The sequence below is a fragment of the Streptomyces sp. NPDC056580 genome, assembly GCF_042793175.1.
GTDB lineage: Bacteria > Actinomycetota > Actinomycetes > Streptomycetales > Streptomycetaceae > Streptomyces.
Genome location: NZ_JBHTVE010000016.1, coordinates 1 through 24,026 on the forward strand (window position 1 = coordinate 1; position 24,026 = coordinate 24,026).

23 protein-coding genes and 1 tRNA gene are annotated in these 24,026 nt (G+C 71.1%); 13 read left to right on the forward strand and 11 right to left on the reverse strand.

The genetic code is table 11. The annotated features are described in order from the left end of the window. The first annotated feature begins 198 nt into the window (after positions 1-198). Positions 199-1,284 carry a hypothetical protein gene (locus ACFQ9Z_RS30905; RefSeq protein ID WP_383026556.1) on the forward strand — a complete coding sequence of 362 codons (1,086 nt, stop codon included), beginning with the start codon at positions 199-201 and terminating at the stop codon, positions 1,282-1,284. A gap of 180 nt (positions 1,285-1,464) precedes the next feature. On the opposite strand, the gene ACFQ9Z_RS30910 is transcribed toward ACFQ9Z_RS30905, so the two are convergent. From ACFQ9Z_RS30910 to ACFQ9Z_RS30930, 5 genes are all read right to left on the reverse strand, one after another. Further along, complete coding sequence (locus ACFQ9Z_RS30910; RefSeq protein WP_383026559.1) at positions 1,465-1,794, reverse strand: hypothetical protein; 330 nt, start codon at positions 1,792-1,794, stop codon at positions 1,465-1,467. Positions 1,795-2,099: 305 nt separating this feature from the next. Then, complete coding sequence (locus ACFQ9Z_RS30915; RefSeq protein WP_383026563.1) at positions 2,100-2,306, reverse strand: hypothetical protein; 207 nt, start codon at positions 2,304-2,306, stop codon at positions 2,100-2,102. A 308-nt stretch (positions 2,307-2,614) separates the two neighbouring features. Continuing rightward, positions 2,615-3,307, reverse strand: a complete 693-nt coding sequence (locus ACFQ9Z_RS30920) for a DUF6882 domain-containing protein (protein ID WP_383026566.1) — start codon at positions 3,305-3,307, stop codon at positions 2,615-2,617. Positions 3,308-3,864: 557 nt separating this feature from the next. Further along, on the reverse strand, positions 3,865-4,242 hold the full coding sequence (locus ACFQ9Z_RS30925) for a hypothetical protein (protein WP_383027145.1): 378 nt from the start codon (positions 4,240-4,242) through the stop codon (positions 3,865-3,867). A 79-nt stretch (positions 4,243-4,321) separates the two neighbouring features. Next, entirely contained in the window at positions 4,322-4,735 is a 414-nt protein-coding gene (locus ACFQ9Z_RS30930) for an ATP-binding protein (RefSeq protein ID WP_383026569.1), read from the reverse strand. A 214-nt stretch (positions 4,736-4,949) separates the two neighbouring features. Between ACFQ9Z_RS30930 and ACFQ9Z_RS30935 the strand changes: the two genes are divergently transcribed. Both ACFQ9Z_RS30935 and ACFQ9Z_RS30940 read left to right on the forward strand, forming a co-directional pair. Continuing rightward, positions 4,950-5,264: a putative quinol monooxygenase gene (locus ACFQ9Z_RS30935; protein WP_383026572.1), complete on the forward strand. Its 315-nt coding sequence runs from the start codon at positions 4,950-4,952 to the stop codon at positions 5,262-5,264. Next, entirely contained in the window at positions 5,245-6,483 is a 1,239-nt protein-coding gene (locus ACFQ9Z_RS30940; protein ID WP_383026576.1) for a helix-turn-helix domain-containing protein, read from the forward strand. Before ACFQ9Z_RS30935 ends, ACFQ9Z_RS30940 begins: the two co-directional genes overlap by 20 nt. A gap of 84 nt (positions 6,484-6,567) precedes the next feature. Here the strand turns inward: ACFQ9Z_RS30940 and ACFQ9Z_RS30945 are convergent. From ACFQ9Z_RS30945 to ACFQ9Z_RS30955, 3 genes are all read right to left on the reverse strand, one after another. Further along, a tRNA-Arg gene (locus ACFQ9Z_RS30945) sits at positions 6,568-6,643 on the reverse strand. Between the two features lie 45 nt (positions 6,644-6,688). Continuing rightward, complete coding sequence (locus ACFQ9Z_RS30950; protein ID WP_383026579.1) at positions 6,689-8,305, reverse strand: IclR family transcriptional regulator C-terminal domain-containing protein; 1,617 nt, start codon at positions 8,303-8,305, stop codon at positions 6,689-6,691. A gap of 315 nt (positions 8,306-8,620) precedes the next feature. Further along, a complete protein-coding gene (locus tag ACFQ9Z_RS30955) occupies positions 8,621-9,898 on the reverse strand; it encodes a M6 family metalloprotease domain-containing protein (RefSeq protein ID WP_383026584.1) in 1,278 nt (425 codons plus the stop codon). A 259-nt stretch (positions 9,899-10,157) separates the two neighbouring features. Here ACFQ9Z_RS30955 and ACFQ9Z_RS30960 point away from each other — a divergent pair, with 259 nt between their 5' ends. Beyond that, on the forward strand, positions 10,158-10,802 hold the full coding sequence (locus ACFQ9Z_RS30960) for a TetR/AcrR family transcriptional regulator (protein WP_383026587.1): 645 nt from the start codon (positions 10,158-10,160) through the stop codon (positions 10,800-10,802). 264 nt (positions 10,803-11,066) lie between these two features. Beyond that, positions 11,067-12,605: an MFS transporter gene (locus tag ACFQ9Z_RS30965; protein ID WP_383026590.1), complete on the forward strand. Its 1,539-nt coding sequence runs from the start codon at positions 11,067-11,069 to the stop codon at positions 12,603-12,605. Positions 12,606-12,645: 40 nt separating this feature from the next. On the opposite strand, the gene ACFQ9Z_RS30970 is transcribed toward ACFQ9Z_RS30965, so the two are convergent. Then, positions 12,646-13,155: a MarR family winged helix-turn-helix transcriptional regulator gene (locus tag ACFQ9Z_RS30970; protein WP_383026593.1), complete on the reverse strand. Its 510-nt coding sequence runs from the start codon at positions 13,153-13,155 to the stop codon at positions 12,646-12,648. A gap of 129 nt (positions 13,156-13,284) precedes the next feature. On the opposite strand from ACFQ9Z_RS30970, the gene ACFQ9Z_RS30975 reads away from it, so the two are divergent. Further along, positions 13,285-14,097, forward strand: a complete 813-nt coding sequence (locus ACFQ9Z_RS30975; protein ID WP_383026596.1) for a dioxygenase — start codon at positions 13,285-13,287, stop codon at positions 14,095-14,097. Between the two features lie 13 nt (positions 14,098-14,110). Here the strand turns inward: ACFQ9Z_RS30975 and ACFQ9Z_RS30980 are convergent, their stop codons facing one another. Next, positions 14,111-14,653, reverse strand: a complete 543-nt coding sequence (locus tag ACFQ9Z_RS30980; protein WP_383026600.1) for a GNAT family N-acetyltransferase — start codon at positions 14,651-14,653, stop codon at positions 14,111-14,113. Positions 14,654-14,856: 203 nt separating this feature from the next. Between ACFQ9Z_RS30980 and ACFQ9Z_RS30985 the strand changes: the two genes are divergently transcribed. Then, a complete protein-coding gene (locus ACFQ9Z_RS30985) occupies positions 14,857-15,855 on the forward strand; it encodes an RNA polymerase sigma factor RpoD/SigA (protein WP_383026603.1) in 999 nt (332 codons plus the stop codon). Positions 15,856-16,346: 491 nt separating this feature from the next. Next, complete coding sequence (locus ACFQ9Z_RS30990; protein ID WP_383027148.1) at positions 16,347-17,060, forward strand: TetR/AcrR family transcriptional regulator; 714 nt, start codon at positions 16,347-16,349, stop codon at positions 17,058-17,060. Positions 17,061-17,095: 35 nt separating this feature from the next. Here the strand turns inward: ACFQ9Z_RS30990 and ACFQ9Z_RS30995 are convergent, their stop codons facing one another. Then, on the reverse strand, positions 17,096-18,061 hold the full coding sequence (locus ACFQ9Z_RS30995; protein WP_383026605.1) for a helix-turn-helix transcriptional regulator: 966 nt from the start codon (positions 18,059-18,061) through the stop codon (positions 17,096-17,098). A 62-nt stretch (positions 18,062-18,123) separates the two neighbouring features. On the opposite strand from ACFQ9Z_RS30995, the gene ACFQ9Z_RS31000 reads away from it, so the two are divergent. The 5 genes from ACFQ9Z_RS31000 to ACFQ9Z_RS31020 all read left to right on the forward strand — a co-directional run bounded on the left by ACFQ9Z_RS31000 (position 18,124) and on the right by ACFQ9Z_RS31020 (position 23,994). Beyond that, positions 18,124-19,647 carry an MFS transporter gene (locus ACFQ9Z_RS31000; protein WP_383026609.1) on the forward strand — a complete coding sequence of 508 codons (1,524 nt, stop codon included), beginning with the start codon at positions 18,124-18,126 and terminating at the stop codon, positions 19,645-19,647. Between the two features lie 267 nt (positions 19,648-19,914). After that, complete coding sequence (locus ACFQ9Z_RS31005; RefSeq protein WP_383026612.1) at positions 19,915-20,676, forward strand: DeoR/GlpR family DNA-binding transcription regulator; 762 nt, start codon at positions 19,915-19,917, stop codon at positions 20,674-20,676. Further along, positions 20,673-21,620 (forward strand): 1-phosphofructokinase, encoded by a 948-nt coding sequence (gene pfkB / locus ACFQ9Z_RS31010; protein ID WP_383026615.1) that lies wholly within the window; start codon positions 20,673-20,675, stop codon positions 21,618-21,620. Before ACFQ9Z_RS31005 ends, pfkB begins: the two co-directional genes overlap by 4 nt. After that, positions 21,617-21,877, forward strand: a complete 261-nt coding sequence (locus ACFQ9Z_RS31015) for a hypothetical protein (protein ID WP_383026618.1) — start codon at positions 21,617-21,619, stop codon at positions 21,875-21,877. The genes pfkB and ACFQ9Z_RS31015 overlap by 4 nt, the downstream gene beginning before the upstream one ends. Next, on the forward strand, positions 21,874-23,994 hold the full coding sequence (locus tag ACFQ9Z_RS31020) for a fructose-specific PTS transporter subunit EIIC (protein WP_383026621.1): 2,121 nt from the start codon (positions 21,874-21,876) through the stop codon (positions 23,992-23,994). The genes ACFQ9Z_RS31015 and ACFQ9Z_RS31020 overlap by 4 nt, the downstream gene beginning before the upstream one ends. Positions 23,995-24,026: the final 32 nt, after the last annotated feature.

Sequence of the window (24,026 nt, forward strand, 5' to 3'; positions counted from 1 at the left end):
GTCGGCCGACATTTCATCAACAAGACAGCTCGCACGTCGGTCAGTTGGCGGGTCAGACCGCCTCGGGCGGCACCACCGACATCCTCACAGTCAGCCGTGGATGTCACCCCGGACGTCTGTCCGGCTTCACCTCGTCTGCCGCTTGGCTGGTCAAGGTGACGACTCTCGACGGACGATCACCCCTGCTAACGTCCCCTCGTGCCCTCGGATATACAGCGCCTGGTCAACGAACTCGTCACACAGATGAAGTCCGGCTCTGCTCCCGCCTACCGAACCGCGATAAAGCGGCTTGCGGATACCGCTCGGGCGGGAGGCCCCGAGAGCCTAACCGCCACCGTAGAAGCCCTCGCGCCCTTGCTGCCGCGTCTAAGCGGGGACTTCGCCAAGACCGCGGTTCTGGCCGGCGCCTGCGTCGAGTGGGGCGCTTCCCCCATGGCTCTCGCCGACGTGCTGCCCAAGCGTGCCTCGGAAGCCATGAAGTTCAACGAGCTGGTGCCGAAATTCTGGGACAAAGCAGCACGCGGCCGGTCCCTGCCCGAACCAGTAAGCGACAGCGCCCACCAACTGGTCCGGACGCTGACCGGACTACCCCGGTGGCACCGGGGCGTCAGCAAGAACACGATGACTCATATCGCCATGTCCTGGTTCGACATGGAGGATTGGCTTAAAGCCCTGATCACCGTAATGGCGGACGCAGGTTTCCGCGCGGCCGTCCCCCGCGACGTCAAGGCCCAGCTGCGCGAACACGCTGGCGCGGTCGCCCACCGGTCCCAGCGAGCTGCTTGGGCCGGCGCGCTGGCTGCCGTTCTTGACGACGAGCCGCTGGTCGTCATCGACCCTCGCGCACGCAGGGGATACGCCCTCACGATGAGTGGGATCGGGGACAACGGCCAGTTGCACATCCTCCTTGCGGATCGGCTCGTTGGGGATCCCGGACTAGGCATGGTCACTGGAGAACGCCCCGCGCGGTCCTGGGTCGAGGCGGCGACGGGCGGCGACCCCCACCTCGGCCCCGACAATCCAGCGATCCGCTGCTTCCGCCTCTTCGACGGTCAGGGAAGCTACATCAGCCCAGAAGGTATGCCAGCCGACATACACCCTCTCGACGGCACCCGCGTCCTCGTCCTGCATCCGCCGAACGGCACCTACGGCCTGACCGTGGGTCGAGTGTTCGAGCACATGATGCCAGCCCTCCGCTTCGACCGGATTCTGGAAGCGGCCGAGACACAACACTGGCTCGCCCGTCTGGCTCCCGCCGTTGAGAACGACCTGATGGCTGACTAGACACCGCTTGTGCCCTGGTCCCGCATATACCCGGCGTGCGTCTGGCACGGCCTCTTCGTCCCGAAGCAACTTGGCTGGGGGCTCTGCCTTGGGCTGGTTTGGGTCCCAGCTGCGCTGATGGTCCGCAGACGTTCGTGTGCGTCCGCCGCTGTTCGTCGGCATTGTCACGCAGTTAGACACTCATGCCTGTTGCGCAGCTTGCTTCGCCGCCGCGTTCCGGGCGTGAGCCTCGCGTCGCAGTCGGCGTTCGTAGTCCGCGATCTGGCGGGCTACGGGGACACTGATGGCAGTTCGGATCAACCGTTCGTTTTCACGATCCACCAGGAAAGGGCCGTTGCCTCCCAACCGAGGGCGCTGCCCGCTCTGACCGTCCCGGACTGCCCCCCAGTAGAAGATCCACCCGAACGGCAAGGCCTCCACGCGCAGGATCTGAAGGTCGTACGCGCTGTGGCTCCGCACGTCGTCGATCTCGGCAAGCACCAGTCGGCGCGCGTCCTCCTCGGTCAGCATTATCCGATGATGGCATGGCGCCTTCACGTGCTGGCTCGCGTACACCCGCTTTAGGAGCGAGGTTGGGGGACCTTGGGCTTGACCTGGGACTCCCTGCCTTGGGCGGTGTAGGGCCGTGCGCACCCTGGGCAACCTCGTTTCCCCGTGAGTCCCCGCCCGTTCTGGCACGGAAGTGGCACGCCCCGCGGCCTCCTCGATGCGAACTATGGGCACGGTGGTCGCTGAGGTCTGCCGGGCACGTCAGACGGTCGCTCAGGGCCCGTGGCGGTGAGGGCTGGTTGCTGTACTTCCCTGCTGTACGGCCTCTAGGCGCGGTCGCGCTGCGAACGTATCTGCCGGTAGATCCCGTGGCACGCGAGCAGCATCATGAGTCCGGCACCGAGTGGCCAGAACAGAGATGCGCCCTCCTGGTGCATCTCCACGCCCACCGCCAAGAGGTTCGCGGAGACGATGAGGCTCAGATAGGGCATCGCCTTGTCCGCCGGTCCGCCATCCCTGAATGGGTTCTCCATGCTCGCCCTCTCTGCCTATGGCGAGCGGAACTGTACCGCGCGGGCGGTGGAACGGCTTTGGGCTGGAGTTTCAATGACCGAGTCAAGGCGATGGGCGCCACCCCACGGTGAGGACGGTGCCCGCACGAGGTGGAGGCTTTGAGGTCTGGCCTCATCCTTATCAGGTCGATCACAGGGGTCTGTCAACATCGGCCAACGGCCCTTGCGCCTCGGCCGATCGTTCACTGAGGTCCGGCGCTGACCGCTGCGGTTCGTGCTTGTTGGTGTCAGCCGCTGGTGTCAGCCGCCGGACGCCGCCTTGACAAGGTTCAGCGCCTGCTCGCCGTAGCGTTGATCGCCGCGATCCGGCCAAGTGCATCGAAGGTGATCTCGGCTGTGCTGCCGTCGGGCAAGTGTCCGTGGATCCGGTCGGCTGCTACCTCGACGTGCACACCATGGTGAGCGAAGTAGCCGATCACCACATCATGCGCGGAGTGCTGCAACACTCCCGCGCCGGTCAGCAGAAAGCGCGGCATGGTGATCGGGTCCAGCGCCGCAGGCTGGATCTGCGGGTCGTCCGGGGCGAAGTAGACCCGAGTCCCGGGTCCAGCCGATTCCCCTATGTAGCCGGGTGCGCCCAGCACACCCATCCCGATGAGCGCGAGTGTCTCAGCGGCCAGGCGCGGATCACCGAAACCTGACAATTCCACACCCGGGTTTTGAAGTTCGGGCACGCCGTTGTCGCGCCCGAACTCGGCGATCCGCTCGCTGGCGGCCACCACCGCACTCCCACCCAGGCCTGGATTGGCCCATCCCCAGAGCCAGGTCTGCTCGGTGAGGTCGTAGGTGCCAAGGAGTCCGACCCGCATCGTGAGGTCAGCGCGCTGGTACACGCATTGGTCCAGGTCGGCAGTCCACGGGCCGCGCGACAACTTGTGGCCCAAGGCCTCGAGTTGCTCGGCTCCCCAAGCGGCGTGACGCTCGGCGGTACGAAGAAAGGCGTCGCTGAATGTCGATATCACGGGGGGAACTCTAGTGATCTCGTTCCGCGAGCGTCGGCCCCATACGTGATCGCCGGTAACGCTGCCCACGTGAGAGCCGCGATTTCGCAACGACGAAGGCTCCGCCTGCACCATCCAGAACAACCCACCACTCACCCCAGCTCCCATCCCGTCTGCCGTCGACCCACACACCGTGGAGCGGGCGTGGTCCATGGCGTCCAGGTGGAGCGCGCCACTGTACGAACGACCTGGACGCCATGGGCCGCGTCTGCTCGGCTCTGCCTGGGTCGATGGCAGACGGGATGGGAGCTCCCCGCGCACGCCACACTCGGCCGGCACACGCGAACGGCGCCCCTGCCATCTCGGAGCCTGAGCGCCCCCGCCGGAGGCTGCTTTGACCGCTGCCGCACTATGCAGTGATCGACTCATGGCCTCGGCCCTATCCACATGTGGGCGGGCGTCGGCGCAGCCGGGGCGGAGCGGGCCGAAGGCAGGAGCGGCGCCCCGAGCGGAGCCGGGAAGCCCGCCCGGCGGAGCGGAGCGCAGCCGGGGCTTGAACCAGTAGAGAAAGTTGTAACTCAGTCGGTCGTGTGGGGCTTGAAGGCGTATGCGCACTGCGGGAGTTCGACGCCCTGACGGTGCAAGAGCTGCAAGAAGATCACCGGCCGGATCGTCCACGTGATGCGCACGTCCTCATGAGTGACTGACACCGTGCAGGGCTCGCGGCGTAGGAGTGCTCGTCTGGTTTCGATGCGGCCGTCATACAGCCACTCCCATGCAGCGTCCGACGCGTCTGCGTCGAGGGCCGAGGAGATGGTTCGGAGGGTGACTGCCACCCATCGGTCCGCCTGAGGGGCCATGTAGGCATCGAACGATGCCACCAGCGCCGGCCGTTGCTGCTCGCTGAGGCTTTCCGTCCAGCATTCACACCAGTAGCCGCGTCGGGGTTGCTTCATCAGCACGGGTGGCCTCCTGCCGTGGCTCTGCGGCTGCCGTGGGCTTCCACGAACGTGCTGTGAGCGTCCAGCTCGGTGGTCAGGAACACGGTGCCGACTCCCTGAGACTCGCGTGAGCACGGAGTTCGGCCGTGACCGTGCGGCCGCAGTCGTCACCCTGGACCGTCACGTTGTCGGCGAGCGCGACGACCAGGCCCAGTCCGCGGCCGTGAGTGGCGTTGAGGGGCGGGTGCTGCACCTCGGGAACGGTCTCCGTGTGGCCGCCATCGGCTACCGCGACCGTGATCGTCTGTTCAGAGACGGTGAGGCTGACGTGGAAGGAGCCGGCGCCCTCGCCGCTGGCTGTGTGTGTCACGGCATTGGTGCCGAGTTCGGTGACGATCAGCTCGGCGTCTTCGGAGCGAGGGTGGCCGTTCAGGGTGGCGCGGGTCCATCGGCGCGCGGAGCTGAGTTCCCGGGGGTCTCCAGGGAAGGTGCGACCGTGGGTGGGCATGGCGTCCTCCATGGCGGTGACCTGCTGTCTTCCGTGCCAGCGATGCCGACCGGCTGACACAGACCCATGCAGAGCCGTACAATTAGTACTAGCACCGTACTGAATGTGTGCGTACCGAGAGTGCGGGATCGTACTTTTCGTGCGAGCGGTCGGCGCATAGCGTTCGCCGGGTGGTCTGGTGCTGGCCTGAAAGCCGATGGAGAGGGGACCCCGCATGTTCGGACTGATGGTGCGTTTCACCTGCAAGGACGAGGCGTCGGCGGCTGCGTTCGACGGCCTTGTGGCGCGGACCGGGGAGCTGATCCGGGCGAACGAGCCCGGGACGGTGATCTACACGGTGCACCGCGTTGACGGACGCCCGCTGGAGCGCGTGTTCTACGAGCTGTACCGGGACAGGGGTGCCTTCGAGGAGCATGAGTCGAAGGACTACGTGCGGGCCTTCCTGTCCGAGCGGGACCAGTACCTTTCCGCCACGGAGGTTGACCGTCTGGACTTCATGTCCGGCAAGGGTGTGGACGTTGAGCACTGAGTATCAGAAGGCTCTTGGTCGCAAGATCGCCTTCCATCGCAAGCGGCGTGGACTGTCGCAGAAGGAGTTCGCGGGCCTTCTGGGGCGATCGGAAGCGTGGGTGTCCCAGGTTGAGCGGGGCGTGCGACGTATCGACCGGATGACCGTGCTGGAAAAGGTCGCCGAGGTGCTGGAGGTGCCGGTCGCGGAGCTGGCGGCCGAGGCGCCCATCGTCGCCTCGGTGGCAGAGGGCGAGGCGCCGGGTGCGAGTCGGCTGCGGCTGGTGCTGAGTGCCGCGCATTCGCTCAAGGCGGTTCTCGACCGGCGAGACGCATCTCCTGACGTGCCGGCGCTTCGGGCCGAGGTCGACCGCGCCTGGTCGCTGACACACCAGGGCAACTATGCCGACCTGGCCGAGCTGCTCGAAAGGCTCGTTCCGCGGCTGGAGTCGGCCACCCGGTCTGTGCCGGAGGAGGATCGTCCCGAACTCTTCCAACTGCTGGCGGTCATGTACCACACGTGCAGTGGTGCGCTCGCGAATCTGGGGGAGCCCGAAGTGGCCTGGATTGCCGCCGACCGTGCTGTGGCCGCCGCCGAGCGGGCCAACGACCCGCTGCTGATGGCCGCTGGTGAGTTCAGGCTCTCGATCGTCTTCCTCGGTGCGCGTCACTTTGACCAGGCGGCGCAAGCGTCGGGAAGTGCGGCTGATGCCCTGCAGCCGCTGGCGGAGTCCGGGAAGGTCGAGGCGGTGGCACTGCGAGGTGCGCTGACCTTGCAGCGGGCGGTCGCTGCCGCACGGTTGAACCTGGCCGATGAGGCGTACGACTTCCTTGGTGACGCTCGCGCGATGGCCGATCAGGTCGGTGATGGGCGCAATGACTACAACACCGAGTTCGGTCCCACCAACGTCGGCCTGCATGAGGTGGCTGTCGCGGTCGACCTCGGAGACGCCGGCGTCGCCCTTCGAGCTGCGCAGGCCGTCGACGCGTCGGGCCTGTCCGCAGAACGCCAGACACGCTTTCAGGTCGACGTGGCCAGGGCCTATGCCCAGCGCCGCCAGGTGGCCGACGCGGTCTCGGCACTGTTCAAGGCCCGTGAGCAGTCACCGGAAATGGTGCGGTCCCTGCCGATGGTCAAGCAGCTCGTGGCGGACCTCCTGATCATGAGCCAGCCGCCGTCCGAGGAGTTGCGGGCGCTGGCAGAAGAGTTGGGTGTACCCGAAGTACGGGCTGGCATCTGAAGTACTGGGCAGTACTTGGAGACCCTTGGTGTCAGAAGTGGATGTCAAAGGCCCCGGACCGTGATCGGTCCGGGGCCTTTGCGCTGGTGCCCCCGGCAGGATTCGAACCTGCGACACCCGCTTTAGGAGAGCGGTGCTCTATCCCCTGAGCTACGAAGGCGCTGTACTCGGTCCACAGGGTACCGGATCAGGGCGGGGCCGTGGTTCAGGACGGGGGGACGTGGGTGAAGCGGGATGCGGTGTGGAGGTCCGTCTGGATGTGGTCGGCGGTGGTGCGCAGGGCGGGGAGCAGGTCCGTGACGCAGTTCTCCAGGGAGCGGCGGGCCGCGTGCGTGGCCACGTTCACCGCGGCGACCACCCGGCCGGTCCGGTCGCGTACCGGTACGGCGATGGAGCGCAGGCCCGACTCCAGTTCCTCGTCGACGAGGGCGTAGCCCTGGGCGCGGACCTCGGTGAGGGCCGGGGTCAGGTGGCCGCCGGCGTCGGCGAGCAGGACGCGGCCCAGGGAGGTGCCCGTGGCCGGGAGGCGTGCGCCGACCGCGATGTCCACGGTGAGGACCCGGCTCGTGCCCGCGCCGGCCGTGTACTGGATCTCCGTCCCGCTGCCCGGCGCCAGGACCGCCAGCGCCGTCGGCTCGTGGAGCAGGTCGGCGAGGGCTCTGAGGTGCGGCTCGGCGAGGCGGGGGAGCGTGGTGCGGGACAGGGCCGGGAAGCCCAGGTCCAGGACGCGGGGCGTGAGGGTGAAGGTGCGGGGGTCGGGGCCGGTGGCCACCAGGCCCAGGTGCTCGTAGGTGATCAGCGCCCGCCGGGCCGTGGCCCGGGCCAGGCCGGTCGCCCGGGCCACCTCGGTCAGCGGCAGCGCCGAGCGGCCCTCGCCGAACGCGGTCAGTACGGTCAGCCCCCTGGCCAGGGACTCGATGAACTCGCGGCCCAGTTCGTGCTTGGACGCCGTCGTCCAGGTCGCGAGGCCCGAGGGCGCCGGGCCCGGCTGCGGCGGGGGCGCCTGGCGCAGGTCGGCCTCCATGGCGGCCACCGCCGTGCGCAGGCGGGGCAGCAGTGTGCTGCGCAGGGTGGCCGCCGTGTGCCGGCTGGTGTGGCTCACCACGCTCGCCACGCACGCCGACCGGCCGGTAGCCGGGTGCCGCACCGGAACGGACACCGCGACCAGGCCCGGCTCGATCAACTGGTCGTCCACCGCCCAGCCGTGCCGGCGGGCCTGTGCGGCCCGGGTCTCGAAGTCCTCTGCGCCGGGGACGGGTTGGGGCGGGACGGCGGGGAAGGACGTGTTCGCCGGGTCGCCGGTCCGGCGGGTGCTCCAGCGCGCCCAGTCCGCCTGGTCCCACTCGGCCGCGAACAGCGCGCCCGGTGCGGTACGTTCGGCCGGGAGCAGGTCGCCGATGCGGAAGCTCACGGACATCGCGCGGCGGCGGGGGGCCTGGTGGATGAAGCGGATGCCGTCGAGATCGGCGACCGCCAGGGACACCGACTCGTCCAGCTCGTCGGCGAGGGCGTCGGCACGGGCGTCGAGCAGGGCGGGCAGGCGCAGCGCGGCCAGGTAGGCGTTGCCCAGCTCCATCACGCGGGGGGCGAGGACGACGTCCCGGCCGTCGAGGCGGACGTATCCCATGCGGGCCAGGGTGGCGGTGATCCGGTCGACCGTTGACCGGGCGAGCCCGGTGGCCCGTTCCAGCGCGCTGGGGCTGAGCGTCCCGCCCGCATCGGTCAGCTGCCGCAGTACGGCGATCCCGCGGATCAGCGGCGCGACCGCCTCGGCCGGCGGGCCGGGCACGGCATCCTGGTCCAGTGCGGTCTTCGGGGGCATCGGGTCGGTTCTCCGGTCCGGTACGGCATACGGCGTGCGGGAACGCCTACGGTAAACCGCCCGGTGCGGTGCGGTGCGGTGCGGTGCGGTGCGGTGCGGTGCGGTGCCCCTGAGGTGGGGTAAGGCGTGTTAGGTGCGGTGCGCGTGAGGGTGGGGTGCGCGTGAGTGCGGTCTGCGTGAGGTGCGGTGGGGTGCGCTGCCTGCGCGTGGGGCGGGCGGGGTGTGGAGTGCGTCGCCGTAGTGCCTGTGTCTCGTGTGCGGCGTCTGTGCGGTGCCTGGCCCGCGTCGGGGTGTGGCCGCTTCCCGCCGGTCCCGCTACCGCCGGGTGACCCGTATCTTGAAATCCCCGTCGCTCCCCGTGGCCCGTACCTCGACCGTGATCCTGTGCTTCGGGTCCTTGAAGGACTGGCCGCTGGCGAACGGGGCGTCGGAGAGTTCTGCCTGGACGTTGGGGCTGCGGGTGCAGCCGCCGCTGTGGCGGTGGGCGTCGTAGACCGTGATCGGGCCGCGTCCCGTGTCCACGGTGGCGTCGACCTTGTATATGAGGATGCCGGGCTCGCACACGGCCTCGTCGTTTCCCCCCGGCGCGCGCAGTTCCAGGGCGTACGCGCTCCGCCCGTCTATCGGTATCAGCACCAGCTTCCCGCCGCCCGGCCGGTACAGCGGTGTCAGGGTGTAGTCGGTGCGGCCGGGGCGGGCCGCGCAGCCGACCTGGGCGGCGTCCAGCCAGCCCAGTTTCCACTTGTGCCAGCCCAGGAGGTCGTTGTTGGCCCCCCAGTCCTCGCTCATGATGTCCCAGTGGCCCACCGCGGAGCCGCCCTCCTGGGTGTAGAGGTCGGGCAGCCCGAAGGTGTGGCCGTTCTCGTGCGGCAGTACCCGGTAGCCCGTGCGGCCGTAGGAGCCGGAGCCGTCGTCCTGGCGGGAGTAGATGAAGGACGCGTTGGCCACGACGACGCCGTCGGCGACCGGGGCGTCGGAGTTGCCGGCGAAGGTCACGGACAGCACCGTGTCCAGGGCGGAGGGGCCGGCGTTGGGGGTGACCAGCACGTTCAGCAGGTCGTACGAGCGGAAGTCCACGTCGGGGTCGGCGGTGGCCACCATGTCCTGCACGAGCTGGCGGTAGCCGGGGTCGAAGGGCGCGCCGCGCTCTATGCCGTACGCCTTGAACGGTTTCGGCATGCGCAGCCAGCCGGATATCGGGGTCTCGGGGCGGTAGTCGAGCCGGCCGTACGACGCCGTGCGGAACCACTCCTGGGTCTGGGGGAAGAACTCGTGGAAGCGGTCGAGGGCGCTGCCCTTCCCGGGGGCGTCGGAGAAGTCGATCATCAGGGTCAGGGCGCGGACCGTGCCGGTGGAGCGGGAGTAGCCGACCGGGGTGGGGACGCCCTCGGTCATCTGCACGTCCATGCCGCCGCGGATCATGCAGGGGGAGAGTGCGGACGAGCGGACCAGTCCGGCCGGCCCCGCGATGGAGGACGCCGTCAGCTGCCCGGTGCCGGCCGACGTGCTGACCGCCAGGGTCAGGACGGTCACCGAGGTCAGGGCGACCGCCCGGCGCGGGCGTATGCGGCGGCGGGGCGACGGCGGCTGCATGCATGGACCTCCCGCTCCACGGCAGCCGCGGGTTCGGACGACTGCACCCTTGTGATCACCCTGGGTGGAGGGGCCTGAGGGCGCGCGCTGGAGGAGCCGATCGTGGGAATCCCGGCGGCGGAAGGTGTGAGCCAGGTCACGGAGAAGTTTTGGGCGCGGGGGAAATAACCGGGGACCCGCTCCCCGTTTAGACCTGTGTCCGCGCGAAACGGGGAACCATTCCCCGGATCGCGAGAGTCACCCAGACCAGGAGTACGCCGTGCAGACCTCCCTCCCCGCACCGCGCAAGGTGTCCCGGCCTCGCGCCGACGCCCTGCGCAACCGGGAGCGGATCGTCACCGCTGCCCGGGAGATGTTCGTCGAGCACGGCCCGGACGTGCCGTTCGACGAGATCGCCCGCCGGGCCGGCGTCGGCAATGCCACGGTGTACCGCAACTTCCCGGACCGCGACGCCCTCGTCCGCGAGGTCGTCTGCTCGGTCCTCGACCGGACCGTACGGGTCGCCGAAGAGGCGCTGTCCGAGAGCGGCGACGCGTACGAGGCGCTGGAGCGCTTCGTGCACGCTTCCGCCGACGAGCGGCTCAGCGCCCTGTGCCCGATGGTCACCAGTACGTTCGACCGGCACCACCCCGACCTCGAGGCCGCCCGGGAGCGCGTCGAGCGCATCGTCGAGAGGCTCATGGACCGGGCCAAGGAGGCCGGGCTGCTCCGCACCGACGTGGGTGTCGGTGACCTGATGGTCGCCGTCGCCCAGCTCAGCCGGCCGCCGGCCGGCACCGCCTGCTGCAGCGTGGACCGCTTCGCCCACCGCCATCTTCAGCTCTTCCTGGACGGGTTGCGGGCTCCGGGCCGCTCCGTCCTGCCGGGTACGGCCGTCACCATGGAGGACCTCCGCCAAGCCTGACCGACCAGATCAGCCCTACCGATCAGCCCGGCCCATCAGGCCCGACCGATCAGCCTGACCGACCAGATCAGCGCGACCGATCAGCCCGGCCGACAGGTCGGGCGGACCAGCCCGACCGATCGCCCCGGGGCCGCGCGCCGGCCCTGGCCCTCAGCACGCACAGCACCCCAAGCACTCCGAGCTTCCGGCCGTCGCCGTCGCCGTCGCCGCGCCGTCCGATACCTACGTCTTTTTCCGTCACGAAGTCCCGAAGTGGGTACCTCCATGTCCGAAACAGCCCTCAAGGCTCCCGGCGTCACCGCGCCGCGCGGTGACGCCAACCGCTGGAAAGCGCTCGTCTTCATCGCGCTCGCCCAGCTGATGGTCGTCCTCGACGCGACCATCGTGAACATCGCCCTGCCCTCCGCCCAGACCGACCTGGGCATATCCGACGGCAACCGGCAGTGGGTCGTCACCGCCTACGCCCTCGCCTTCGGCGGTCTGCTGCTCTTCGGCGGCCGCGTAGCCGACCTGTGGGGCCGCAAGCGCGCCTTCGTGCTGGGTCTGGGCGGCTTCGCCGCCGCCTCCGCGCTCGGCGGCGCCGCCACCACCGGCGCGATGATGTTCGGCGCCCGCGCGCTGCAGGGTGTCTTCGGCGCCCTGCTCGCCCCGGCCGCGCTGTCCCTGCTCGCCGTGATGTTCACCGACGCCAAGGAGCGCGCCAAGGCGTTCGGCATCTACGGCGCGATCGCCGGCGGCGGCGGCGCCGTCGGTCTGATCCTCGGCGGCTTCCTCACCGAGTACCTGGACTGGCGCTGGACCTTCTTCGTCAACGTCCCGTTCGCCATCGTCGCCGCGCTCGGCGCCTGGTTCGTCATCCGCGAGCCGGAGGGCGGCCGCAACCGCTCCCCGCTCGACGTCCCCGGCGTGGTCCTGTCCAGCCTGGGCCTGTTCGCGCTCGTCTACGGCTTCACCCGCGCCGAGTCCGACGGCTGGGGCGACACCGTGACCGTCGCCATGTTCGTCGCGTCCGCGGTGCTGCTCGCCGCCTTCGTGCTGGTCGAGTCCCGGGTCAAGGCGCCGCTGCTGCCGCTGCGCGTGGTCACCGACCGCAACCGCGGTGGCATCTACCTCTCCCTCGGCCTCGCGATCATCGGCATGTTCGGCCTGTTCCTCTTCCTGACCTACTACCTGCAGGTCGTGAAGGGCTACTCGCCGGTCAAGACCGGCTTCGCGTTCCTTCCGATGGTGGCGGGCATGATCACCGGCTCGACCCAGATCGGCACCCGGCTGATGACCCGGGTCCCGGCCCGGCTGCTGATGGGCCCCGGCTTCCTGGTCGCCGGGTTCGGCATGCTGCTGCTGAGCCGGATGGAGATCGGCTCCTCGTACGCGACGCTGCTGCTGCCCGCGATGGTGCTGCTGGGCCTGGGCATGGGTACGGCGTTCATGCCGGCCATGTCCCTGGCCACCGCCGGGGTCGAGCCCCGGGACGCCGGTGTCGCCTCCGCGATGGTCAACACCTCGCAGCAGGTGGGCGGCGCGATCGGCACCGCCCTGCTGAACACCATCGCCGCGTCCGCGAAGACCTCGTACATCGATGACCACATCGCCGGTGCGGCCACCAAGCCCCAGCAGCAGCTCGTGGGACTGCAGGGCATGGTGCACGGCTACGGCACGGCGATCGGGTTCGCCGTCGGCATCCTGGCGCTCGCCGCGCTGATCGCCTTCACCTTCGTCAACGCCGGCCGCCCGGGCTCCGCCCCGGTCGCCTCCGGCGAGGGCGTCGAGGACGAGGTGCCGGTGCCGGTGGTGGCCCACTGACCGGCCGGACACCGGCCCGCCCGGGGTTCCACCGGGTGGGCTAGCGGAGCCAGGGCAGGTCCGCACCCGCTTCGTCGGGCTGGAGGCCCTCGGCGACGATCTCCATGATCTCGCCGAGGGTCTTCTGCTGTTGCGGGGACAGCCGCTCGAACAGCGCCTGGCGGACAGCGGCCACATGGCCGGGCGCGGTACGGGCCAGCACCTCGGCGCCCTCGTCGGTGAGGACGGCGAACTGCCCGCGCTTGTCGGAGGGGCAGTCCTCGCGGCGGACCCACCCGCTCTTCTCCAGCCGGGCGATGGCGTGGGACAGCCGGGAGCGCGTGATCTTGGACTTCATCGCCAGCTCGGTCATCCGCAGCCGGCGGCGCGGCGCCTCGGCCAGGCCGACGAGGAGGCCGTAGTAGATGTGCGGCATGCCCGCGTCACGCTGGAGCTGCCGGTCGAGGTGGTCCTCGAGCAGGGTGGTGGCGTGCAGGTAGGCGCGCCAGACGCGCTGCTCCTCGTCGGTGAGCCAGCGATGCCGGCCGGCGGAGTCCGTTGCCGTGTTCATGTGTCCCACTGTACGAGGCATCTCCTTGAAACTTGAACAAGTCGGTCGTACGCTGTACTCGTAAAGCTTGAGACTTAAAGCACCCTGCGCGGTGCGTCTCACAGGGACCGAGTACCGGGAGCCGCCGCCATGTCCGCCGCACCGCAGGAGACGTCCGCTGCCGGGCGGGAGCGCATGCCCGCCCTGTACCTCAGCCACGGCGCCCCGCCGCTCGCCGACGACCCCGTGTGGCCGGGCCAGCTCGCCGCCTGGTCGGCCGGTCTGCCGCGCCCCAAGGCGATCCTCATGGTCTCCGCCCACTGGGAGGAGGCCCCGCTCGCCCTCGGCGCCGTCGAGACCGTCCCCCTCGTCTACGACTTCTGGGGCTTCCCCGAGCACTACTACCAGGTCAGGTACGCCGCCCCCGGCGCGCCGGAACTGGCCGAATCCGTGCGCAAGCTGCTGCGCGCCCCCGGCATCCCCGTCCAGGACATCCCCGACCGCGGCCTCGACCACGGCGCCTACGTGCCGCTCGTCGAGATGTTCCCGGCCGCCGACATCCCGGTCCTGCAGATCTCCATGCCGACCCTCGACCCGGTCCGCCTGATGGACATCGGCCGCAAGCTCGCCCCGCTGCGCGACGAGGGCGTGCTGATCGTCGGCTCCGGCTTCTTCACCCACAACCTGGCGGCCCTGCGGCACGTCGGCGCCGGCGTGCCGACCTGGTCCGCCGAGTTCGACGACTGGGGCCGCCGCGCCCTGGAGAGCCGGGACTGGGACACCCTGCTGGACTTCCTCCACAAGGCCCCGGCCGGCCGCTACGCCCACCCGCGCACCGAGCACTTCGCCCCGCTCTTCGTCACCATGGGTGCAGCCGAGGCGGGCGGCGAGCTCGACGCCCAGAAGTCGGTGATCGACGGGTTCTGGATGGGGCTGGCCAAGAGGTCGCTGCAGTTCGGGTGAGCGCGCGCAGGAGCTACGAGGAGCCGGGAACGGCCTGGCCGAGGTCCTTCTCGTACCAGGCCACGTCCCAGTAGCGGCCGAACTTGCGGCCCACCTCCCGGTAGGTTCCGACGTGCCGGAAGCCGAAGCGGGCGTGCAGCCGCCGCGAGGCCTCGTTCGGCTGCGCGATGCCGGCGTAGGCGCGGTGCAGATCCTCACCGTCGAGCGCCTGGAAGAGGGCGCCGTAGAGCAGGGTGCCGACGCCGCGGCGGCCGGCGTCCGGGGCGACGTACACGGTGGTCTCCACCGACGTGGAGTACGCGGGCTTCGCGCGGTAAGGGCTGGATGTGGCGTACCCCAGAATTCGCTGTGAGCCCGCCGCCGTGGCAACCATCAGGCGGTACGGACCGTCTACCGGGTGGGAGAGCAGCCAAGGGCGGCGCTCTTCCGCGGTGAAGACCGCCGTGTCGAATGTGATGGCCGTCTCACGCACGTAGTGGTTGTAGATCTCCGTGAGGACGTCGAGATCCTCCTCGACCCCCGGCCTGACCTGCACCTCTTTGTGTGCCGACGGCATCACGCCTCCCCGTGTGGCCGACAGGGTACTGCATGATCAGAAAAATTGAGGGGTGGGTTGGGAATTCTGTCCGGATTCCAGTCGTTGTTTCCCTCGGATGCAGGGCACTCGAGGAGAGTCCCAGGAGACAGATCCGAGACATATCCGTTCGATGCCGAGCGTTCAAGGACCACCCGCCAGCCCACCATCGCAAGGGAGCACGCATGGCAACCCGTGCCGTCGCCCGTCGTAAGTCCGCCACCGGCGAGACGGCCGACTCGGCAGGCAGTGTTCGCGCCCACGCCGGCGAGATCGCCGATCGCGACCTGGTCGGCATGTACCTCGACGAGATCGCGCGTACGCCGCTGCTCGACGCCGCCAAGGAGGTCGAGCTGTCCCAGACCATCGAGGCGGGTGTGTTCGCACGGCAGGTCCTCGACGGCGAGGAGGAGTCGAAGTCGGACGCCACCCGCGAGGAACTGCAGGCCCTGGTCGACGCCGGTGAGCGGGCCAAGGACGTCTTCATCCGGTCCAACCTCCGCCTGGTCGTGGCGGTGGCCCGGCGCTACCCGCGCAGCGGCCTGCCGCTGCTCGACCTGATCCAGGAGGGCAACGCCGGCCTGGTGCGCGCCGTCGAGAAGTTCGACTACCGCAAGGGCTTCAAGTTCTCGACCTACGCCACCTGGTGGATCCGGCAGGCCATCACCCGTTCCATCGCCGACCAGTCCCGCACGATCCGGCTCCCCGTCCACCTGGTGGAGGAGCTGGGCCGCATCCGCCGTGTCCAGCGCGAGTTCAACCGCGAGCACGGGCGCGAGCCGGAGCCCGCGGAGATCGCCGCCGAGCTGGGTTCGACGCCGGAGCGCGTGACCGACGTGCTCGACTGGTCCCGTGACCCGGTCTCCCTGAACATGCCGGTGGACGACCAGGGCGAGACCCAGTTCGGCGACCTGCTGGAGGACACCTCGGCGGTCTCCCCGGAGCAGTCGGTCCTCACGCTCCTGCGCAGCGAGGAACTGGACGACCTGATCGGCCGCCTGGACCAGCGCACGGCCTCCATCATCAAGATGCGGTACGGCATCGATGACGGCCGCGAGCGCACGCTGACCGAGGTCGGCAAGGAGCACGGCCTGACCCGCGAACGCATCCGGCAGATCGAGAAGCACGCGCTGCTCGAACTGAAGAAGCTCGCCCGTGACACCGGGTTCGACGCGGCGGCCTGACCGGCCGGCGTACGACCGCGCGTCCGGTGGCGAAAGACGGCGCAAACATGGCGCGGTACCGTCGCTTCAACTCCGGGGCCGGAGGGAAAAACCCTTGCGGGCCCAGGAGTCGGACGCGAGGACCGAGGGACCGCACTCCCAGCGCAGTATCCACCCCCACATGTCGCACGACGAGCACGTGACAGGCAGCACCGTACTCACCGCGTCAATCCAGTGAGCCACGTTCCGACGTCATCCCCCCCGGCGTCGGAACATTCCAGAGCCGGGCTCCGGCGCCTCCCCCCCCCAGGCGCCGGGGCCCGGCTTCGTGCTGGATCGGCGGGCCACCCCGTACCTGAACCCCGGGGTGGCCCGCTCGAATGGCAGATTCTGCCACACCGGCATAGCCTGCCGAGGTGAGCACCCCCAGTAACACCGGTAACACCGCCCACCAGCCTGTTTCCGCCACCGCCCCCATGTCTCTGACCGAGCGACGCAAGGCGGAGACGCGCATGGAGATCGCCCGCGCGGCGGCCGCGCTCTTCGTGCGCCAGGGTCTGCGCGCCACCCGCGCGGAGGACATCGCCCAGGCCGCGGGCATCGCGCCGCGCACCTTCTACCGGTACTTCGCCTCCAAGGAGGAGGCGGTGGCGCCGTTGTACGCCGCGGGCGCCGAACTGTGCATCGAGGCGGTGCGGGACGCCCCGGCCGGCCTGTCGCTGCCGGAGGCGATCCGCCACGCGGTCGAGCACACCCTCGGCCCCGGCAAGGGGCTCTCGGAGGCCTCGTGGGAGTGGGTCCGCACCCTCATCCACCTGGCCGACGCGAGCCCCGCCCTCGGAAAGGTCTGGGCCGAGGTCTGCCGGACGTCCGAGTACGCGCTGGCGCAGACACTGGCGGAACGGCTGTCGCGCACGGGGGCCACGGGGTCCGCCGGAGCCACAGGGCCTGCCGGAGCCACAGGGCCTGCTGGAGCCGCGGGGTCCGCGGGGCCCACGGGATCAGCGGGGCCCGTGCGAGCCGCCGGGGACAACGTTGCCCAGCCGACGGCGATCCCCGCGCATCTCCGTCTCACGGCGGCGGTGGCCGGGGCGGCGATCCGCGTGGCCGTCGAGTCCTGGGCCGCCACCACCTCCGCGCCCACCGGCCCCGACGGCCCGGCGACCCTGGCCCTCCAGAACCTGACGGCCCTGGAGAACTACGCCTGGCCCGAGAACCCGACGTGACACCGGGCACGGCCCCACCAGCAGAGGGACCCCGCTCACCCCGCCCCCGCCCGGCTCAACCGCCCGCCCAACTCCCGTACACAAGCAACGAGTTCCTCCGGCCCCCGGACCGCGAACTCGCACCCCGCCATAGCCAGCCGTAGCGCCAGCCACTCCACCGGCTCCCCGCTCGTCCCCCGCACCACACACCCCCCGCCGTCGTCCGCCTCCGGCACCCCGGCCCACTCCGGCAGCCGCGCTGCCACCTCCTGCGCCGCCCCGGCGAACCGCACCTCGAAGGCGTAGGTGTCCTGGGTCCGCCGGATCGACCGCCGCAGGTACTCCGCCGCGTCCCCCTCCGGCAACTCCCGCGGAGTGAACCGCGCTCCGGTGGCGAACGGCTCCCGTACCCGGTCCACCCGGAACGTCCGCCAGTCGTCCCGCCCGAGGTCGTACGCGACGAGGTACCACCGCCGCCCCGTCGACACCAGCCGGTGCGGCTCCGTCAGCCGATGCGACTCGCCGCCCTCCTTGTCCCGGTAGGCGAACCGCAGCCGCTCCCGCCCCGCGACCGTCGACGCCATCACGGTCAGCGTCCCCGGCGCGATGCTCGGCCCGTCCCCGCTGGTCAGCGGCGTCGTGGCGGCCTGCAGCGTGGACACCCGGTGGCGCAGCCGGGCCGGCAGCACCTGCTCCAGCTTCGCCAGCGCCCGCACCGACGCCTCGTCCACCCCCTCCACCGCGTGTCCGGCCCCCGCCCGCAGCCCGACCGCGATCGCCACCGCCTCCTCGTCGTCCAGCACCAGCGGCGGCATGGCCTTGCCCGCGACCAGCCGGTACCCGCCGTCGGCGCCCTTCGTGGCCCGCACCGGATAGCCCAGTTCCCGCAACCGGTCGATGTCCCGCCGCACGGTCCGGCGGGACACGTTCAGCCGGTCCGCCAGCTCACCGCCGGGCCACTCGCGCGGCGTCTGCAGCAGGGACAGGAGCTGGAGGAGCCGGGCCGGTGTGTCCGTCGTCATGCCTGTGAGGATGCCGCAGAACTAGGACACGATCTGACCTACTGGGGTCCTAGCTTGGCCGCATGACCACCACGGAACAGACCCTCGGTGCCGGGCAGGCCCCGGTCCGCCCGGCCCCGGCCGACCGCCGCCGCTGGTACGCGCTCGCGATCGTGATGACGGCGGCCTTCATGGACCTGGTCGACGTCACGATCGTCAACATCGCCATCCCCTCGATCCAGCAGGACGCGGGAGCCTCGTTCGGCCAGATCCAGTGGATAACGGCGGGCTACGCCCTGGCCTTCGCGGCCGGACTGATCACCGGCGGCCGGCTCGGCGACATCCACGGCCGCAGGCGGCTGTTCCTGATCGGCATCGGCGGCTTCACCCTGGCCTCCGCCCTGTGCGGCTTCGCCGCCGGTCCGGAGATGCTGGTCGCCTCCCGCATCCTGCAGGGCGGCATGGCGGCCCTGATGGTCCCGCAGGTCCTGTCGATCGTGCACGCCACCTTCCCCGCCCGTGAACGCGGCAAGGTCTTCGGCCTGTTCGGCGCGATCGTCGGTCTGGGCGCGGTCTCCGGCCCGCTGCTCGGCGCCCTGCTGACGGAGTGGAACCTGTTCGGCCTCCAGTGGCGGCCGATCTTCCTGATCAACCTGCCGGTCGGCGTCGCCGCCCTCCTCCTGGGCCGCCGCTTCATCACCGAGTCGCGGGCGCCGAAGGCACTGAAGCTGGACCTCGTCGGCGTCGCGCTGGTGACCCTCGGCCTGCTGATGCTGCTCTACCCGCTGACCCGCGGCCGTGAGCTGGGCTGGCCGCTGTGGGGTTACGCGTGCATGGCCGGGGCGGTCGGCGTCTTCGCGGCGCTGGTGGCCTACGAGCGGCGCAAGGCGGCCCGTGACGGCTCGCCCCTGATCGAGCTGTCGCTGTTCCGGGTGAAGAGCTTCGCCGCCGGCATCGCCGTGCAGACCGTCTTCGGTGTCGCGCTCGGCATCTTCTTCCTGGTCTGGACGCTCTACATGCAGAGGGGCCTGGGCTGGAGCCCGCTGCGGGCGGGCCTGACCGGTGTGCCGTTCTCGCTCGCGGTGTCCACGGCGGCGGGGGTGTCGGTGCAGAAGCTGGTCCCGCGGTTCGGCCGGGAGGTGCTGCGGGCCGGCGCGCTGGTGATGGCCGTGGGTGTGCTCCTCTACATCTGGGAGTCGCACCGCTACGGCCTCGCCATCGCCTCCTGGCAGATGGCCCTGCCGCTGGTCGTGATGGGCGCGGGCATGGGCCTGATCGTCGCCCCGCTGACGGACGCGGTGCTCTCCGAGGTGCCGCGGGAGCACGCCGGGTCCGCCTCCGGCCTGATCAACACCGTGCAGCAGATGGGCAACGCGCTCGGCCTTGGCCTGGTGTCGGTCGTCTTCTTCGGGGTGATCGGCGACCGGCTGACCCCCGCCCAGGTGGGCCCCGCCTTCGTACACGGTTTCCAGCACGCCCTGTGGTGGGTCGCCGGGATCCTGGGCGCGATCTTCCTGCTGATGTCCGCCCTGCCGAAGCGTCCGGCGCAGCACGTGGAAGGGGCCGCCGCCGCGGTGGGGGAGAAGGAGCGCGAGCTGGTGGCCTGAGCCGCGGCGGCGAGGAAGGGCCCGGCACCGACCAGGCGCCGGGCCCTTCACCGTGCGGTCCCTGCCTGGCGGTCCCTGGCAGGGGTGCGGCTCCTGCCAGGGGTGCGGCCCCCTACCCGGCGTGCGGCCCCCGGCCGGCGTGGGCCGGACCTCGCGCAGAAGTCCGTTCGTGCCCGATTGCCGCCCGAACTTGTTTACTTTGCTGAAAACCGGGCGTAGCCTCAAATTGAAACCACACGTTCGGGCATGAGGTGGAGGCAAACGGGCATGTACGCACCGGAGCGGCAGCAGGAGATCCTCCGCCTCGCGCGCGACGGCGGCCGGGTGGACGTGCTGTCGCTGGCCGAGGAGTTCCAGGTGACGGCGGAGACGATCCGCCGCGATCTGAAGGCGCTCGACCGGGCCGGCCTCGTCCGCCGCGTGCACGGCGGAGCCATTCCCGTGGGCCGCCTCGACTTCGAGCCCGATCTCACCGAGCGCGAGTCGACCGCCGCCGGCGAGAAGGACCGCATCGCCAAGGCGGCCCTCGCCGAACTGCCCGCCGAGGGCACGGTGATCCTCGACGCCGGCACGACGGTGGCACGCGTGGCCGCCGCGATCCCGCTGGAGTCCGCCCTCACCGTCGTCACGCACAGCCTGCCCATCGCCGCCCGCCTGGCCGACCACCCCGGCATCCAGCTCCACCTGGTCGGCGGCCGGGTGCGGCACCGTACGCGGGCCGCCGTGGACGCCTGGGCGCTGCGCGCGTACGGGGAGATCCGCGCCGACGTGCTGTTCGTCGCCGCCAACGGATTCTCCGCCGAGCACGGACTGACCACCCCCGACCTCGCCGAGGCCGCGGTCAAGCGCGCGGCCGTCGCCGCCGCGCGCCGCGTGGTCCTCCTCGCCGACTCCGCCAAGCACGGCCAGGAGCACTTCGCCCGCTTCGGCGGCCTGAGCGACGTGGACCTGCTGATCACCGACAGCGGGCTGAGCCAAGAAGACGCCGGCGTCATCGAGCGCGGCGGCACGGAAGTAGTGCGCGCATGATCCTCACCGTCACCCCCAACCCGTCCCTCGACCGCACCTACGAGGTGCCCTCCCTGGAACGCGGCGACGTCATCCGCGCCACCGGTGAGCGCATGGACCCCGGCGGCAAGGGCGTCAACGTCTCGCGCGCCGTGGCGGCCGCCGGCCGGCGCACGGTCGCCGTCCTGCCCCTGGGCGGTGCGCCGGGCGCGCTGGTCGCCGAACTGCTCGACGCCCAGGGCATCGAGGTCGCGCCGGTGCCGGTCGCCGGGGCCACTCGTTCCAACATCGCGCTGGCCGAGGCGGACGGAGTGCTGACCAAGATCAACGCACCGGGCCCCGACCTGTCGCCCGCCGAGCAGGAACTGCTCCTGGACACCGTCCGCGAGCAGTCGCGCGACGCCGACTGGATCGCGTGCTGCGGCAGCCTCCCCCGTGGGCTGGCGCCCTCCTGGTACGCCGATGTCGTCACCCGGGCGCACGCCGGGGGCGCTCGCATCGCCCTGGACACCTCGGGGCGCGCGCTGCAGGAGGCGCTGCGCGCCCGGCCCGACGTGGTGAAGCCCAACGCCGAGGAGCTCGCGGAAGCCGTCGCGCGCCCCCTGGCGACCGTGGGCGACGCCCTGAAGGCGGCCGAGGAACTGCGCGGGATGGGCGCCGGCGCCGTGCTCGCCAGCCTGGGCGCCGACGGCCAGCTGCTGGTGGACGGCACCGGCGCCTGGTTCGGCAGCGCGCGGGTACGCTCCGTCCGCAGCAACGTGGGCGCGGGTGACTCCTGCCTCGCCGGTTTCCTGATCGCCGGCGGCAGCGGCCCGAGGGCCCTCGCCTCCGCAGTCGCCCACGGCGCCGCCGCCGTGCAGCTCCCCGGCAGCGTCATGCCGGCCCCCGCCGACCTGGACCCGGCGGCGGTCACGGTCACGGCCGACGTCCCCGTCGACCGCGAACTCACGGAGCCGGTGTCATGACCGCCTTGACGCTCCGCTGCACCCGCCCCGGCGGCAGGCACCTGGGCGGCAGCCCCCGGCCCAGCCACCCGGACCTCCCCGCCCCGACCGGGCCCGAACGGCAGGCCGCTCCGGCGTCCGCCGCGGCGGTCCCCCGGAGCCACGGCCTGCCCGGCCCCCGCTCCACCCGTCCCGAAGCCTCCCCCGACCGCACCCCCGTCCCCACCCTCGCCCACCCCACTCCCCGGGCGATACGCGTGCATTGGAGCCCGCGATGAGCGACATGATCACCGCGGACCTGGTCGACCTCGACCTGTCCGCCGACACCAAGGAAGCGGCGGCGCGCGCACTCGCCGAGCGCATGGTGGCCCTCGGCCGGGTGACCGACCTGGACGGCTTCCTCGCCGACGTGGCCGCCCGCGAGGCGCAGATGCCCACCGGCCTCGACGGCGGCATCGGCATCCCGCACTGCCGCAGCGGCCACGTCACCGAGCCGACGCTCGCCTTCGGCCGCAGCGCCGCCGGCATCGACTTCGGCGCGCCGGACGGCCCCGCCGACCTGATCTTCCTGATCGCCGCCCCGGCCGGCGCCGACGACGCCCATCTGACGATCCTGTCGTCGCTGGCCCGGCAGCTCATGAACGCCGAGTTCACCGACGCGCTGCGGTCGGTGGGCGCCGCGGACACGGCGGCGGCGCTCATCCGCGGTGACCGGGCGCCGGGCGACGTGACCCCCGAGGACACCGCCGCGGCGCCGGAGGCGGCCTCCTCCGGCGCCGCGGCGGGCAGCACGCCGGCCCCGGCGGACGCCGGTGCGCCGGCCCCGGCGGCCGCCGCGGCACCCGCATCCGCCCCCGGCACGGGTTCCGTCCCGGACGAGCCCGCCGGGCAGCGGCCCTTCCGCATCGTCGCCGTCACCTCCTGCCCGACCGGCATCGCCCACACCTACATGGCGGCCGAGTCGCTGGAGAACGCGGGCCGCGAGGCGGGCGCCGAGGTGGTCGTGGAGACGCAGGGCTCGGCCGGCTTCACCCGGCTGGACCCGGCGGTGATCGCGGCGGCGGACGGCGTGATCTTCGCGCACGACGTCCCCGTGCGCGACAAGGACCGCTTCGCGGGCAAGCCGACCGTCGACGTCGGGGTGAAGGCGGGCATCAACCGGCCCGGCGAACTCATCACCGAGGTGCGTCACAAGGCCGCGCGCGGCGAGGTCACCTCGGCCGCCCCCGCGGGCACGCCCGTCGAGCGGACCGGTGACTCGGGCGAGGGCTACGGCACCAAGCTCCGCAAGTGGCTGATGAGCGGGGTCAGTTACATGGTCCCGTTCGTCGCCGCGGGCGGTCTGCTGATCGCCCTCGGCTTCGCGATCGGCGGCTACAAGATCAACAAGGCGCCCTCGGTGATGGACCACTTCGTGTGGACCCAGGGCGACAGCTGGGGCGCCCTGCTGTTCCAGATCGGCGGCGTGGCCTTCGCCTTCCTCGTCCCGGTCCTGGCCGGCTACATCGCCTACGGCATGGCCGACCGCCCCGGTCTCGTGCCGGGCTTCGTGGGCGGGTCCATCGCGCTGACGATCAACGCGGGCTTCCTCGGCGGCCTCGTGGCCGGTCTGATCGCCGGCGGGGTGGTGATGGCGATCCAGCGGGTCAGGATCCCCGCGGCACTGCGCGGCATCATGCCGGTGGTGGTGATCCCGCTGATCTCCTCGGCGATCGTCGGATTCCTGATGTTCGTCGTGATCGGCAAGCCCATCGCCTCCGCGCAGAAGGGCATGACCGACTGGCTGACCGGCCTCACCGGCACCAACGCCGTCCTGCTCGGCGGGCTGCTCGGCCTGATGATGTGCTTCGACCTGGGCGGCCCGGTGAACAAGGTGGCCTACACCTTCGCCACGGCCGGCATCGCGGTCGCCGACCCGAGCGACTCCGCGATGAAGATCATGGCCGCCGTGATGGCCGCCGGCATGGTCCCGCCGCTGGCGATGGCCCTGGCCACGACCGTACGCGGCAAGCTCTTCACGCAGACCGAGCGCGAGAACGGCAAGGCCGCCTGGGTGCTGGGCGCCTCCTTCATCTCCGAGGGAGCGATCCCGTTCGCCGCGGCGGACCCGCTGCGGGTCATCCCGTCCGCCATGGTGGGCGGCGCGCTCACCGGCGCGCTGTCGATGACCTTCGGCGCCACCCTGCGCGCCCCGCACGGCGGCATCTTCGTGGTCCCGCTGATCGGCAACCCGTTCTTCTACCTGATCGCCGTCGCGGCCGGCGTCTGCGTCAGCGCGGCCCTGGTCGTCGTCCTCAAGGGCATGCGCCGGCCGGTTCCCGGGACCACCGCCGACGACACCGCCGCCGGTCCCGCCACGGCGGCCCGGGAGAGGAAGCAGGCGGTCGCCGCCTGACGGGGAGCGGGCACCTCTTGTCCCTTTGATGC

Bases quoted from the DNA above. Each gene is read 5' to 3' on its own strand.
- ACFQ9Z_RS30970 (WP_383026593.1), bottom strand. From the start codon at position 13,155: ATGAACACGGCAACGGACTCCGCCGGCCGGCATCGCTGGCTCACCGAC.
- ACFQ9Z_RS30995 (WP_383026605.1), bottom strand. From the start codon at position 18,061: ATGACGACGGACACACCGGCCCGGCTCCTCCAGCTCCTGTCCCTGCTG.
- ACFQ9Z_RS30950 (WP_383026579.1), bottom strand. From the start codon at position 8,305: ATGCCCCCGAAGACCGCACTGGACCAGGATGCCGTGCCCGGCCCGCCG.
- ACFQ9Z_RS31005 (WP_383026612.1), top strand. From the start codon at position 19,915: ATGTACGCACCGGAGCGGCAGCAGGAGATCCTCCGCCTCGCGCGCGAC.
- ACFQ9Z_RS31020 (WP_383026621.1), top strand. From the start codon at position 21,874: ATGAGCGACATGATCACCGCGGACCTGGTCGACCTCGACCTGTCCGCC.
- ACFQ9Z_RS30910 (WP_383026559.1), bottom strand. From the start codon at position 1,794: ATGCTGACCGAGGAGGACGCGCGCCGACTGGTGCTTGCCGAGATCGAC.
- ACFQ9Z_RS30980 (WP_383026600.1), bottom strand. From the start codon at position 14,653: ATGCCGTCGGCACACAAAGAGGTGCAGGTCAGGCCGGGGGTCGAGGAG.
- ACFQ9Z_RS30930 (WP_383026569.1), bottom strand. From the start codon at position 4,735: ATGCCCACCCACGGTCGCACCTTCCCTGGAGACCCCCGGGAACTCAGC.
- ACFQ9Z_RS30990 (WP_383027148.1), top strand. From the start codon at position 16,347: ATGGAGATCGCCCGCGCGGCGGCCGCGCTCTTCGTGCGCCAGGGTCTG.
- ACFQ9Z_RS30925 (WP_383027145.1), bottom strand. From the start codon at position 4,242: ATGAAGCAACCCCGACGCGGCTACTGGTGTGAATGCTGGACGGAAAGC.
- ACFQ9Z_RS30985 (WP_383026603.1), top strand. From the start codon at position 14,857: ATGGCAACCCGTGCCGTCGCCCGTCGTAAGTCCGCCACCGGCGAGACG.
- pfkB (WP_383026615.1), top strand. From the start codon at position 20,673: ATGATCCTCACCGTCACCCCCAACCCGTCCCTCGACCGCACCTACGAG.
- ACFQ9Z_RS30955 (WP_383026584.1), bottom strand. From the start codon at position 9,898: ATGCAGCCGCCGTCGCCCCGCCGCCGCATACGCCCGCGCCGGGCGGTC.
- ACFQ9Z_RS30975 (WP_383026596.1), top strand. From the start codon at position 13,285: ATGTCCGCCGCACCGCAGGAGACGTCCGCTGCCGGGCGGGAGCGCATG.
- ACFQ9Z_RS30935 (WP_383026572.1), top strand. From the start codon at position 4,950: ATGTTCGGACTGATGGTGCGTTTCACCTGCAAGGACGAGGCGTCGGCG.
- ACFQ9Z_RS31000 (WP_383026609.1), top strand. From the start codon at position 18,124: ATGACCACCACGGAACAGACCCTCGGTGCCGGGCAGGCCCCGGTCCGC.
- ACFQ9Z_RS30915 (WP_383026563.1), bottom strand. From the start codon at position 2,306: ATGGAGAACCCATTCAGGGATGGCGGACCGGCGGACAAGGCGATGCCC.
- ACFQ9Z_RS30965 (WP_383026590.1), top strand. From the start codon at position 11,067: ATGTCCGAAACAGCCCTCAAGGCTCCCGGCGTCACCGCGCCGCGCGGT.
- ACFQ9Z_RS31015 (WP_383026618.1), top strand. From the start codon at position 21,617: ATGACCGCCTTGACGCTCCGCTGCACCCGCCCCGGCGGCAGGCACCTG.